This is a genomic window from uncultured Pontibacter sp., assembly GCF_947502515.1.
Taxonomy (GTDB): domain Bacteria; phylum Bacteroidota; class Bacteroidia; order Cytophagales; family Hymenobacteraceae; genus Pontibacter.
Map to the genome: position 1 here is coordinate 209186 of NZ_CANNAI010000001.1, position 12827 is coordinate 222012.

At 50.8% G+C, this 12827-nt stretch carries 13 protein-coding genes; 5 read left to right on the forward strand and 8 right to left on the reverse strand.

Going from position 1 to position 12827, the window contains the following annotated elements:
• The first annotated feature begins 21 nt into the window (after window positions 1-21).
• Genes Q1A54_RS00990 through Q1A54_RS01000 form a run of 3 tightly spaced genes read left to right on the forward strand, consistent with a single transcriptional unit; the run spans window position 22 to window position 4885 of the window.
• A complete protein-coding gene (locus Q1A54_RS00990; RefSeq protein ID WP_299984391.1) occupies window positions 22-1170 on the forward strand; it encodes an efflux RND transporter periplasmic adaptor subunit in 1149 nt (382 codons plus the stop codon).
• An 18-nt stretch (window positions 1171-1188) separates the two neighbouring features.
• On the forward strand, window positions 1189-4623 hold the full coding sequence (locus tag Q1A54_RS00995; protein WP_299984393.1) for an efflux RND transporter permease subunit: 3435 nt from the start codon (window positions 1189-1191) through the stop codon (window positions 4621-4623).
• A gap of 4 nt (window positions 4624-4627) precedes the next feature.
• Window positions 4628-4885, forward strand: coding sequence for a phosphopantetheine-binding protein (locus Q1A54_RS01000; RefSeq protein WP_007652315.1), 258 nt, complete (start codon window positions 4628-4630; stop codon window positions 4883-4885).
• 174 nt (window positions 4886-5059) lie between these two features.
• On the opposite strand, the gene Q1A54_RS01005 is transcribed toward Q1A54_RS01000, so the two are convergent.
• The 3 genes from Q1A54_RS01005 to Q1A54_RS01015 form a co-directional block, all read right to left on the reverse strand.
• Window positions 5060-5800, reverse strand: a complete 741-nt coding sequence (locus Q1A54_RS01005) for a SprT family zinc-dependent metalloprotease (protein WP_299984396.1) — start codon at window positions 5798-5800, stop codon at window positions 5060-5062.
• A 265-nt stretch (window positions 5801-6065) separates the two neighbouring features.
• Window positions 6066-6758: a YkvA family protein gene (locus Q1A54_RS01010; RefSeq protein WP_196119008.1), complete on the reverse strand. Its 693-nt coding sequence runs from the start codon at window positions 6756-6758 to the stop codon at window positions 6066-6068.
• A gap of 180 nt (window positions 6759-6938) precedes the next feature.
• Window positions 6939-7559, reverse strand: coding sequence for an NlpC/P60 family protein (locus Q1A54_RS01015; protein WP_299984399.1), 621 nt, complete (start codon window positions 7557-7559; stop codon window positions 6939-6941).
• Window positions 7560-7849: 290 nt separating this feature from the next.
• On the opposite strand from Q1A54_RS01015, the gene Q1A54_RS01020 reads away from it, so the two are divergent.
• Window positions 7850-8227: a hypothetical protein gene (locus Q1A54_RS01020; RefSeq protein ID WP_299984401.1), complete on the forward strand. Its 378-nt coding sequence runs from the start codon at window positions 7850-7852 to the stop codon at window positions 8225-8227.
• 2 nt (window positions 8228-8229) lie between these two features.
• Here the strand turns inward: Q1A54_RS01020 and Q1A54_RS01025 are convergent, their stop codons facing one another.
• Both Q1A54_RS01025 and Q1A54_RS01030 read right to left on the reverse strand, forming a co-directional pair.
• On the reverse strand, window positions 8230-8865 hold the full coding sequence (locus Q1A54_RS01025) for a thioredoxin family protein (protein ID WP_299984403.1): 636 nt from the start codon (window positions 8863-8865) through the stop codon (window positions 8230-8232).
• 9 nt (window positions 8866-8874) lie between these two features.
• A complete protein-coding gene (locus Q1A54_RS01030; protein WP_299984405.1) occupies window positions 8875-9372 on the reverse strand; it encodes a TlpA disulfide reductase family protein in 498 nt (165 codons plus the stop codon).
• A gap of 116 nt (window positions 9373-9488) precedes the next feature.
• Here Q1A54_RS01030 and Q1A54_RS01035 point away from each other — a divergent pair, with 116 nt between their 5' ends.
• Window positions 9489-10046 (forward strand): type 1 glutamine amidotransferase domain-containing protein, encoded by a 558-nt coding sequence (locus Q1A54_RS01035; protein WP_299984407.1) that lies wholly within the window; start codon window positions 9489-9491, stop codon window positions 10044-10046.
• 80 nt (window positions 10047-10126) lie between these two features.
• Here Q1A54_RS01035 and Q1A54_RS01040 read toward each other — a convergent pair whose 3' ends face one another.
• The 3 genes from Q1A54_RS01040 to Q1A54_RS01050 form a co-directional block, all read right to left on the reverse strand.
• A complete protein-coding gene (locus tag Q1A54_RS01040) occupies window positions 10127-10672 on the reverse strand; it encodes a hypothetical protein (RefSeq protein ID WP_299984409.1) in 546 nt (181 codons plus the stop codon).
• 127 nt (window positions 10673-10799) lie between these two features.
• Complete coding sequence (locus Q1A54_RS01045; protein WP_299984411.1) at window positions 10800-11522, reverse strand: YceI family protein; 723 nt, start codon at window positions 11520-11522, stop codon at window positions 10800-10802.
• 166 nt (window positions 11523-11688) lie between these two features.
• On the reverse strand, window positions 11689-12318 hold the full coding sequence (locus Q1A54_RS01050; protein ID WP_196118996.1) for a porin family protein: 630 nt from the start codon (window positions 12316-12318) through the stop codon (window positions 11689-11691).
• Between the last annotated feature and the right edge of the window lie 509 nt (window positions 12319-12827).

Below are 12827 nucleotides of genomic sequence, written 5' to 3' on the forward strand. Positions count from 1 at the left end.
AAGACTAACACACGACTTATCATGAAGAAGATATTTGGAGTTTCATCGCTGGCCCTGTTCCTAAGCCTGGCCGCCTGCAACCAGGGCAGCGACAAAGAGGCGCAACTGGCAGAACTGAAGAAACAGCAAACGGAGCTGCAGGAGCAGATTGCACAGCTGGAAGCGGAGCTAAAGACAGAAGGCAAGGGCGGACCAGTTGAGAGAAAGACTGTGCCGGTAACTGTAGCGCAGGTGCAGCAGGACACATTCCGTCACTACCTGGAGGTGCAGGGCCGTGCAGACTTTGATCAGAACGTGCTGGTAAGCGCAAAAGTACCGGGTGTGCTCACAAGCGTGCGGGTAAAGCGCGGTGACAAGGTAACAAAGGGGCAGACCATGGCCACCATCGACGCGCAGGTGCTGGAGCAGAACATAGCCGAGGTGCGTACCCGCCTGGAACTGGCCAACGTGGCCTATGAACGTCAGAAAAACCTCTGGGATCAGAAAATTGGCACTGAGATGCAGTTTCTGACCGCCAAAAATAACAAGGAAGCCCTGGAGCGCAGCCTGGCTACGCTCCAGCAGCAGCGTGACCAATATAATGTGAAAGCTCCGGTGAGCGGTGTGGTAGACAACGTGATTCCGAATGCCGGAGAGGCCGTGGCGCCGGGCGTGGGTATCATCCGGGTGGTCAACACCAATGGCTCTAAGATTGTGGCGGAGGTGTCAGAAGCTTACCTGACCAAGATCAGCAAAGGCGACGAAGCCCTGATACGTTTCCCGGACCTGAACCAGGAGATTAGCGCTACAGTGGATGTGGTCAGCAGCTTCATCAACCCGAGCAGCCGCACCTTTATGATCGAGCTCCGGCCGAAAAACGTGGACGTAGAGCTGCGTCCGAACCTGGTGGCCGTGGTGCGCATACAGGACTATCGCAAAGAAGACGCTATCATTATACCTGTTAACCTGGTACAGCGCGACGAAAAGTCGCAGTACGTGTACGTAGCCCAGAAACAAGGCGAACGCTACGTGGCTACCCGCAAAGAGGTGGAGACGGGCGTGAACTACCAGGGGCAGGTAGAGGTGCTGAATGGACTGACAGCGCAAGACTACATCATTACAGCAGGATACCAGAGTGTGAACGAAGGGCAGCCAGTTGTCTTCAACCAGGAGCGTCTTGCGCAGCAATAATCTTTTAAGCAGCAGACTATGAAATATTTCAAGCCGACCAATTGGTCCATTGATAATAGGACGAGTATATACATCATTACCCTCATCATCTCGGTGTGGGGTATCTTCTCGTACATTACGCTCCAGAAAGAGAATTTCCCCGACATTGTGATTCCGACCGTGTTTGTGGGCACGGTATACCCAGGCACGTCGCCGGCAGATATCGAGAACCTGGTGACGCGGCCAATCGAAAAGCAGCTCAAGGCTATTTCGGGAGTGAAGAAGGTGACGTCCAATTCTATTCAGGACTTCTCAATGATCACAGTAGAGTTCAATACCGACGTGGATGTGGTAGAAGCGAAGCAACTGGTGAAGGACGCTGTGGACAAGTCCCGCACCGACCTGCCGACCGACCTCGACCAAGACCCAAACGTGCAGGAGGTGAACTTCTCTGAGTTCCCGATCATGTACCTCAATGTGTCCGGCAACTACAGCCTCGACCGCCTCAAAAAATATGCTGAAGACATACAGGATCGCATCGAAGCGCAGCCTGAGATCACCCGCGTGGACATGGTGGGCGCTCTTGACAAGGAGGTGCAGGTAAACGTGGACCTCTACAAAATGCAGGTGGCGCAAGTAACTTTTGCTGACATCAAACGGGCCATTTCTTCTGAAAACGTTACTGTGTCAGGTGGCAATATCTCGGTAGGCGAGATGAAGCGCTCCGTGCGTGTGGTAGGCCAGTACACCGACCCCAATAAGATCGGGGATATCGTGGTAAAGTCACTGTCCGGCGCTAATATCCAGCTGAAAGAAATTGCGGAGGTAAAAGAAGGTTTTGAAGAGCAGGAGAGCTTTGCCCGCTTGGACAATTCGCCCGTAATTACGCTCAACGTGATCAAGCGAAGCGGCGAGAACCTGATACAGGCATCTGACAATATCCACGAAATGGTGGAGGAGATGCAGGCTACCGTGCTCCCGGCTGACCTAAAGGTGACCATCACTGGTGACCAGTCCACGATGACGCGCCATACCCTGAACGACCTGATCAACACGATCATCATTGGCTTCGTGCTGGTGACCTTGATCCTGATGTTCTTCATGGGCACGACCAACGCCATTTTTGTGGGCTTGTCAGTTCCAATTTCGATGTTCATCGCCTTTATGCTGATGCCGGTGCTGGGCTTTTCGCTCAACATGATCGTGCTCTTCTCGTTCCTGCTGGCCCTGGGTATTGTGGTGGACGATGCTATCGTGGTAATCGAGAACACGCACCGCATTTTGCACCAGTCCAATCTGGGCATCATTAAATCAGCTAAACTGGCTGCCGGCGAGGTGTTTATACCTGTATTGGCCGGTACCCTTACCACAGTGGCTCCATTCCTGCCGCTGGCTTTCTGGCCAGGCATTGTAGGTAAGTTCATGTTCTTCCTGCCGATCACGCTTATCGTCACACTGATGGCGTCGTTGCTGGTAGCCTTTATCATTAACCCAGTGTTTGCGGTTTCTTTCATGAAGAGGGAGCACGAGCAGGAGGCTGATATTGCACCGCGTGCACGTCGCAACTTCTGGTTACTGATAGGTGGTGCTGCACTGGTGGCCATCGTGGGTTACATGGCTGGCTGGTATGGCACGGCCAACCTGATCATGCTGGTCGTAGTATTGGTGCTGCTGAACCGCTTTGTCTTCCGTCGCATGATCCACGGTTTCCAGAACAATGTACTGCCGCGCTTCATGCGGGGCTACGAGCGCCTGCTGCGCTGGATGCTGATGGGCAGACGGCCAGTGTGGATGTTTCTGAGTATGTTTGTGCTACTTATTTTCTCTTTTTTTCTGACAGCAGTACGAGCACCTAAAGTAGTATTCTTCCCGGATTCAGATCCGAACTTCGTCTATACCTATATCAGCATGCCGGTCGGTACGGATCAGCTTGTGACTGACTCGGTTACACGTGAGGTAGAGAAGCGCATCTATCGGGTGATTGGTACCGAAAACAGCGACGTGGAATCGGTTATTTCCAATGTGGCCATCGGTGCTGGTGACCAAAATGACCGCAGCGTGACCGCACAATCTCACTTAGGAAAGGTTACCGTAGCCTTTGTTGAGTATCAATACCGAACCGGCGAGCGCAGCACGCAGGAGTACATGAACGAAATACGTGAAGCGGTGCGCGGTATACCGGGTACCAACATCACGGTAGACAAAGAGCAGAACGGTCCGCCAGTGGGCAAGCCGATCAGTATCGAAATAGCCGGAGAGGACTTTGAAGGCCTGGTGGCGCTGTCGAAGCAGGTGCAGACTTACATTGATCAGCAGCAGATTGGTGGTATAGAAGAACTCCGCAGCGACCTGGAAGACAGCAAGCCGGAGATCATCATCAACATCGACAGGGAGCGTGCCAACCGCGAAGGCATCAGCACCGGGCAGATCGGTATGGAGCTGCGCACGGCCATTTTCGGCGACGAGGCCTCTAAGTTCAAGCTGGACGAAGAGGAGTACCCGATACAAGTGCGCTATGCAGAGCCTTACCGCGAGAACATTGATGCCTTGCTGGACATGCGCATCACGTACCGCGACATGAACAGCGGGCAGGTACGCCAGATCCCGCTATCGTCACTGGCGAGTATTGAGTACGGTACCTCATACGGAGGTATCAAGCGCAAAAACCTGAAACGGGTGGTAACGCTGGAGTCGAACGTGCTGGATGGGTATAACGCCAACGAAGTGGTGCAAAGCATCGGTAGCTCACTGCAGAACTTCCAGACGCCGGAGGGCTTTGAGATCAGCATGGGCGGACAGCAGGAGGAGCAGGAGGAAACAGCCAACTTCCTGATGATTGCCCTGGTGGCGGCCTTCCTGATCATCTTCCTGGTGCTGGTGACGCAGTTCAACTCCATCTCGAAGCCGTTCATCATCCTGTCAGAGGTGCTCTTCAGCATCATCGGCGTGTTGCTGGGCTTCTCCATTTTTGGGATGGACGTGTCGGTGGTAATGACCGGTGTAGGTATAGTGGCCCTGGCAGGTATCGTGGTGAAAAACGGTATCCTGATCGTGGAGTTCACCGACATGCTGATAGAAGAAGGACGCGACCTGAAAGAAGCGATCGTGGAAGCAGGCAAGACCCGTCTGAACCCGGTGCTGCTGACTGCGACTGCGACTATACTAGGCTTGATACCCTTGGCGTTAGGTATAAACCTGAACTTCTATACCCTGTTCACGGAGTTCAAAGCGAACTTCTTTATGGGGGGCGACAGTGCCGCCTTCTGGGGACCGCTGGCCTGGACGATCATCTTTGGCCTGGGATTTGCGACTATCATCACACTCCTGATCGTGCCGGTGATGTACTTGCTCAATGAGAAGCTGAGAGCAAAGGTAAAAGGGGAGAGAAAGCCGGCAGGAGGCGTGAAAATTATACCTCAGGACGAAACAGAGGTACCTGTAAATGGAAAAGTAGTTAGAGAATACACCCTATAAATACATGATTGCAACAACAGACAAGACTATTGAGCGAGAGGTAATCCGCATCATTAGCAAAACCAAGGAGATTAGACCTGCCCGTTTGCAGGCAAATGCCCGTCTGGAAAAAGATTTCGGCTTTGATACGGTGGATGTAGTGGATATCATCCTGGAGTTGGAGAAAAATTTCCAGATCACCATTCCGGATGAAGTTCCGATCAACACGGTGGGCGACTTTGTGGACTTTGTAGCATCACATGCGATGCAGAAAGCCAGCTGATCGAATTTGTAAATGGTATAAAGAGAAGCGGCCGGGGTGCAAACCCCAGCCGCTTTTTATTTGGTAAAACAACAGCCTTGAAAGTGGAACCAGGTTCCTGTGTGGCCGTCGTTATGTGTATGTTTTCAGAAAATAATGCGTGTAGTAAGCGTTCTGTCGATAGGCAATACTTGATTAGTAGATAGAGATGCGGTAAGCTTTCAGTTTCTGGTCGAGGGCCTTTGAGTTAGGACATACCTTGTCGAGCAGTGCCCAGAAACCCGGACCATGATTTTTTTCGATGGTGTGCGCCAGCTCGTGCAGGATCACGTAATCGCAAAGTGAGTCAGGCAGGCGCATCAGGTGCAGGTTGAGGTTGATGTTGTTGGTATGCGAGCAGCTTCCCCAGCGTGACTTGGCGTTTTTGATAAATACATTCTGATAATCGAAGCCAAACTTGTCGGCGAAGAACCTGACACGTTCCGGCAGATACGCTTTGGCCTCTTTGCGGTAGGCCTCCTCAATCGACTTGCGGATAAACTTTTGCACTTCGTTGTCGCGCACGTCTTTGTAAGCCGGGTAGAACACGTTGATGTAACCGTTCTCGATCACGCAGCGCATAGTATACTGGGCATGCGTGAGCAGGCGCAGGGTATGGCAGCGGGTCTTGAAGTCGGTGTTGCCATCGTACATGGTCACACGGGCCTCCTGCTGCTTCATGCGGGCCTGGTGCTCTTTTATCCAATCGCTCTTGGTATAAATAAGCTGCTCGGCTTTTTCGAAGCTGATGTGCGGAGGAACGGCTACACGCACCCCTTTGATAGGGCGCACACTGATGCTAAGACGCTTGGCTTTATCGCTGCGTTCGATCAGAACCTTCCCAATGCCGTCGATGTGAAGATTAACAGAAGTAAGTCGTAGAAATGATGAAGACACCTTGGCTAAAAAGTTAAAAATACACAATCATCAGTCCAAATATAGAAAATTAATTCCTGAAGAAACTAATAGATAAGCGGCTTTTTTCTAAATTTTTTCAGATTTCTGTATTTGAATAGTACTATATTGTGTAGCCGTTATGTATTTTTTTAAGCTGTGTTATGCAGTTATTTAACCTACTGTTACACCCTCGCAGGAGGCACCAAGGGCATAAAAAAAGCCGCCTTAAAAGGCAGCTTTTCATGTGTTTTTTCTGTGACGCAGGCTAGCGGATATTGCCGCCCTCCGGAATGTCGTCGTGCGGGTTTTTGGCTACGCGGCTGCTGTCGGTGGTAGAGGCACGCACAATGGGCTCGTGATGGCCTGGTTCCTCGGAGCCGTGCCCCTGCGAAGTGTGGGCTGGACTCTCGTGCTGCACCTCCGTTGAGTCAGCAGCCTGGTCGCTGTACTTTGGCGTGCCAAAGGAGCTGTCAGCGTGGTGCGGCTCCATGGTGTGCACCGACTGCTGTCGGGCCTGGCGATCCTCGTCCCACTCCTTGAATTTGTCAAGCTCCGACTTGATGCTGGTCATAAACCAGGCCAGCAGGGTAGCATCGTCCAAAAGACCGATCACTGGTATGAAGTCGGGTATCAGGTCGATTGGCATCAGAAAGTACAGGATAACGGCCACACCACCTACCAATGTTGTATTCGGGATGCCTTTGTACTCTCCATTCACCGCCGATCTGATCATGTGCGAGAGGACCTGGAAGCTTTCCCATACCTCACCCGCAATTGTTCCCAGGCTTTTCTTTGCCGTGGCTTTCTTGAAGGCATCATTTAAAAGCCTGATAACCTGCGAAGGGTGCTCCAGATACTTCTCTGCCTTCTTGAGTATGTTCTTAAAAAGCTGGCTCTGGGAAATGGTTTTCCCGTCCGGGCTCTGCTGTTGCTGATTCTGAGTGTTCTGATCTGTCATAAGGTATGTGTGATTTTGTATAGCACCTGCTTCGGCTGTTTGTCAAATCGGGCGCAAGTTGCTCAACTCCGAACAACCTTCCTATACCTTGCTACAAGTAATTTTGTTATACACCGCAAACGAAAAAACGGGCGCTGGTATAGCCGCCCGTCCTCAAAATCTATGATACAAGGTATGGTGTTAGTCAACCCGGCCAGCAGCGTAGTAGTAGTTGCGGTAATAAGGCTCCTTAAGGGAGCTGATCATCACGCCACCGCTTGTGGCGGAGTGCACAAACTTGTTGTCTTTGAGATAGATGCCCACATGAAAGATCGGCTGTCTGGGACTGCGACGGAAAAAGACAAGATCGCCGGTGCGTACACTGTCTTTGCGGATGCGGGTCACGTCGTCGAACATGGAGCGGGAGCTGCGGCTCAGGTCTATGCCGTACACGTCGCTGTAGATGCGTGTCACAAAGCCTGAGCAGTCGGTTCCTCTTTTGGAGCTGCTGCCATAGCTGTAAGGAGTGCCCAGCCACTTGGATACGGTCTCGAGCAGGTCCTTGTCTTCGCTGTAGTCGAGCTTGAGGCCCAGTCTGCGGGAGTAGCGGTGGTAAAAGGCCGAATCCACGGGTTCGCTCAGGTGGGACGGCACCTGTAGTTGCAGTGCCTTCGCGATGTCCTCCCCAGTCTGGATCGGGTATAGCATGAGGCTGGCCGTTTCTGTTTCAGCCGGTGTCGACTCAGGCTTTTTTACTTCGTAGAAGAAAGAAAGAGCGATGGATACAAGGGCCAGTACGCTCAGTATGATTGTTTTTGTCATAGGGTTTAGCATGTTTAGCTCTGCCGCAGCAGCAAACTTTGTCACCTTATGGTTGTAGAGTGGTATAGGTCTAGTATTGCATTTTATACCCTGCAACCTGTTCGCCAAAATTAAAATGGCGAACCAGGGAGCAAAAGTAAGTACAATTTTCTAGACTGGCAATATGGTAAATAGCTGATGTTCACAGGAGAAAGGCATGCTATTCACTTTTTATTCAGCGCTGTTTACCCGTATGATAGCCTGGACGCATAACCTAAATGACCTGTTGTGTCAGGTATAAGCTTACAAAAATGAAGTACAAAATTGTTGAGAATTCCCCCTTTGCCCGCATCGCCCGCCTGGTGCTCAAGAGCAGCAATGTGGCTATGGTATTGGGCCAAACGATCCACCTGAGCGGCGTGAAGCGGGACTCTTTTCTGCTTGACAAAGGCTGGGTGGCACATGAGCTTTGTCATATCCGGCAGTTTCAGGAGCATGGTTACCTGCGTTTCCTGTGGCTATACCTGCGCGAGTCCATGCGTGTGGGCTACTATAACAACAAGTATGAAGTAGAGGCCCGCATTGCCGGCCTGAAAGGTGAAATAGATCTGCCTGTAGCCCAAAAAGCAGACAGCTCAATCAAACCGACTGAGCTGCCATTGCCTATTGATATCAGAAAGGAAAGCTGAAACTATGCCTCACGCCACTTGATGGTGCAGCCGATCGCTTTGGTGTTAGGCTGGCTCACGGCTTTGCCTGCTACCAGCTCGTCAAGTGCCTCCTCGGCATATTTCTTCTGCACTTTCGCTGGTTCACGCGAGTTGTCGTCTATCGTGCCAATGTAGGCTACCTTAAAAGTGCCGTCTTGCTGCTTCTGCACCACATACAGGTGCGGTGTGCGGGTAGCACCATAGGCTTTGGTGATTTCCTGCGTTTCGTCATACACGTACGGGAACGGGAAGTTCTTCTCCCTGGCACGCACCTGCATGTCTTTGTAAGAGTCCTTTGGTGATACCTTCACATCGTTCGGGTTGATGGCAATGATCGGGTAGCCTTTTGGTGCATACTTGTTGTGCAGCTCAATCAGGCGGTCTTCATAAGCCACCGAGTAAGGGCAGGTGTTGCAAGTGAACGTGACAATGAAGCCCTTGGCATCCTTGTAATCGCTCATGGAGACCATTTTGCCGTCCACGTTCTTCAGTTTGAAGTCGCGGGCTGTGTCGCCTACCTGGTAGCCGGAGTTGTTAGAGGCAGGTATAGCTGCCATCAGCACGCCCACCAACAGCAGGCACGCCATGTAAAGAAGCGGTACTCGGTTATTCTTCATAGTAATAGGTTATGGTTTATACTTGTTGATCAGTTCCTGTAACTCCTCTTGTGAGATCTCGCGCTCTACGAATTCATACTGCTTGCGCTTGTTGTTGAAGAACATGGTGGCAGGTATGGCGCCTGACCACTTCGGCTCGATGCGGTCGATCCAGGTGTTGCCGTCTGGCTCGTCGAGCAGGTATAGCCGCGACTGGAGCTTACGCTTCTGCACAAAAGGCATCACCCGCTTCTCTTTGTCCTGCACGGCATCCATGCTCACCAGGATCACCCGCACCGGCTGGTCTTTGTACTTGGCGTGGGCAGCTTCGAAATAAGGCATCTCTTTAATGCAGGGCTTGCACCAGGTAGCCCAAAAATTCACCACGTACAGAGTGTCGTGCGGCGACTGGCGTAGCTCCTGCAGCTGGTCAAACTTGATGGTCGTGACCTCCTGAGCCTGCGCTGCCGTGCTGACGAACAGGCCCAAGGCCATTGCCAGCATAAATTGCTTCAGATGTTTCATCATGGAACTATAACGAAATATACAGCAGGGCTATTGCTGCTTGCTGCCTTCTAACAATTTGCTCTCTAAATCGTTTTGAATAAACTATACGAATGTTAAACTATAAAAACCAACTTAGAATGGCTAATAATCTGGAAGGAAAAAAGATAGCAATAGTAGTAACCGATGGATTTGAGCAGGTGGAGCTTACCGAGCCCAAAAAAGCTTTGGAAGAAGCCGGTGCGCAGACTCATATAATAGCCCTGAAAGAGGGAGAAGTGAAAGGCTGGGACCATACGGACTGGGGCGATAAATTCAAAGTGGACAAAACCATCGACAGCGTTAACGCCGACGACTATAATGGGCTGCTGCTGCCTGGTGGGGTGATGAGTCCTGACAAACTGCGCGCCAATGACAAGGTGGTGAGCTTTGTGAGCAAGTTCATGGAGAGCGGCAAGCCCGTAGCCGCCATCTGCCACGGCCCCTGGACGTTGATCGAGACCGGCAAGTTGCAGGGCAAGAAAATGACAAGCTACCATACCTTGAAGACTGACCTAAAAAACGCCGGAGCTGAGTGGGTGGATCAGGAAGTGGTAGTAGACAATGGCCTGGTGACAAGCCGTAATCCCGATGATATACCTGCCTTTAACAAGAAGATTATTGAGGAATTCGCCGAAGGCCGTCACGAGCCGCGTTAAGCAAGCACCGAGGAATATGAAAAAGCCGCTGCGCTATACCCAGACAGGGATAGCGCAGCGGCTTTTTTTAGGTTTATAAATTAGTTTTGGATAAGAGACAGTAACTGCTCAGCCCGGCCTTCCAGCAATACAGCCAGCGTGATATCGAGCACCAGTAAAAACAGGCCCTGCAGCGTGATAGACTGCCCATAACCCAGGTACTGCTCTGCTTTTGGTGAACTCAGTGATCGTTCTTTTAGGTAAGCTGCCAGCATCAGAAACGCAAAGTCCAGGCCGATGCTCAGGTATAGCAGCTTAAGCGTCCAGTAGTGGAAAGCAACCGTTTCAGATAGTGATCGGACACTAGAGTCAACTGAGAGGATAAAATAGAGTGATCCGCCTGCAATGATCATGTTGACGATGTTCCAGTAGATGTTCATCTGGAAAAAGTAACGTTTGTTGCGCGAAGACTTAGTTAGTTTGATACTGCTGATCAGTATGTTGATAAGTGCCCAGACACCCAGTGCCAGCATGCCGAATTTCAGCGTCTCTGCCTGTTTCAAATTAAATGCCGCTATGGCGCTGCCCTGGGCGTTGGCCGTGAGACAGAGTAGCAAAAGAGGCAACAGGCAAAGGTATTTTCTCATAATATGTTCACAAATGGTTTGTGTAGGAACGTATTACGGGTGAGTTTAGCATAGCTGAGCGGTAATAAATGTCGGAACAGTACAATTGCTGTAACGCAACTAGGGGTGTAAGTGTTTGCTAGCTAGTTTATTGCCTACGAGCCACTATGTCAAGTCCAATATTGACGGATGGGTAAATCGTCCTGTTTCCGAGCGACTGGTCTGAGCCGTAGGTGAGGCGCCAGTGGGTGCGGTCAATGTTGAAATTAGCTTTGGCGCGCAGCACAGAGTCTTCCAGCTCAATAAGGGCAGGAAAGCTGATGCTCTTGGTGATGCCTGTAATGGTAAGGTTGCCTGTCACTTTGTGATTCGGGTTTTTGATGCGCAGTTGTTTTGTGTTGTCGGGAACAGCAGGGGCGTCCTGGCGCTCCGTGCTGTCATAAGGTACAATGGAGGTGATCACAAAGGAGGCAATGGGATGCTGTTGCACGTCAAAAAAGTCTTCGGAGCGCAGGTGCTTTGTCAGTTTTTTGTTTCCTGCCTCGTCAATCGACTTGTCATCCGAGCGCACATTGGTCATGTCGAAGACTGCCTTGCCGCCATGGGGCTTGCCATCATGCAGTGTGATCGTGCCTTCTCTGATTGGTATGAGGCCGTTGTGGCGGCCCGTCACTTTAGCACCTATCCAGGTAACGGTGCTTTTGGTTGTGTCCAGCTGAAATATCTGGTCGGGCATGCCGGGGCTGAGAGCCCTAACGGCAGCGCCCACTTCTGCTTCATCGGTTTTTACGGTAGTGTCGCAGGCCATGCCAGCAAATGCCAGCAAGGCCCAAAGTAGGGTATAGAGCGGTCGTAGTCTGTGCGTGTTCATAAGTGTAATCGCTGTGCCCGCTGGCACAGGGGTGGTTTTCAGCATTATAAAATACGGCATACAATGACAAAGGGCTGAAAACAACAGGCTGCATACCTGCGCCTAAAACAAAACAGGGGCCTGCTGCCAGGCCCCTGTGTCGAGGAGATCAGAGGTGAGTATTGCCTTAAAAGCCAAGGCCCAGGTATACCTGGAATACGCCGTGCTTTATATCCTGATTTATCTTCTGCCCCTGGTTGTTTTCTTTACGCAGGTCCTCCAGCCCCAGGTTATAGCGAGCTCCCAGCCTGAAAATGCTCAGACGGGCTTCAGCTCCGGCTGCTATGCCATAGGCAAAGGTGTTAAGCGGCTCTATGTTCACTTCCGTGTCCTCTTCTTTAGCTGACATCAGGATGCCCACCTGCGGACCAAAATGTATGCTTACATTTTCGGTGATGTTGAATACCGCCAGAATAGGTACTTCTAGGTAATCGAAGCGGAAGGTGGAGTCGTTTCGCTCAATGCCTTTGCGGGAGTATAGTGCCTCAGGCTGTATAGAAAAGGTATTGCCAAGTGAAAACTGGGTATAGACACCGGCATGGAAAGTTGTAAGGCCACTAAAGTTGCCCAGCACGTCTTTGTCGCTGCCGCGGAGGGTGGCGAAGTTCACACCGCCTTTTATACCAAAGCCTGAGTTGGTGCCGGTGCCGCTGAACAGGTTGTGATTCTGCTGTCCTGCCGATGGTCCGTAATCGGTTTGAGCATAGGCACCTATTGAGAACAGGAAAGCAAGTAGGAGTAGTATAGATTTTTTCATCGTCTTGTCTGGTTGGTTTCTATTAAAGTTTACGATAGCCTATGCTAAAGTGTGACTTTTATATGTGAATTGCTATATATCGTTATATAAGTTACAAAGGTTGCATTGTCCTTGCGCACAGATTATTAGGTATAGCTTTTGTGCTGATAATATTTAGTCGGAAGCGCTCTCTTTTTGGACTGCTCCGTGTGAAGCCATGCCCGTAGTGTCTGTCAGATAGGTGTCCGCGGTGATGAAATTTACCTGAAATTAACAGGGAGTTAACAGTAAATGGTGGATAATTCACCGTAATCAACATAGTTATCCACATTTATCCACATCCTGAATGCGCATTTGTGGGCAATTATATAGGGTTTCATGAATTTATGCACCTGTGTGCATAGGGTGTTTTACATAATGTTGTGAGAGGATAATTGCACTGAAAATCAGGTGTAAACGGCTTGTGCAGGTGCTGTAAAAGTAGGTCTAGAACGGGGCTTGGTCGGCAGACTAAAGGGTGTGTCAGGGAA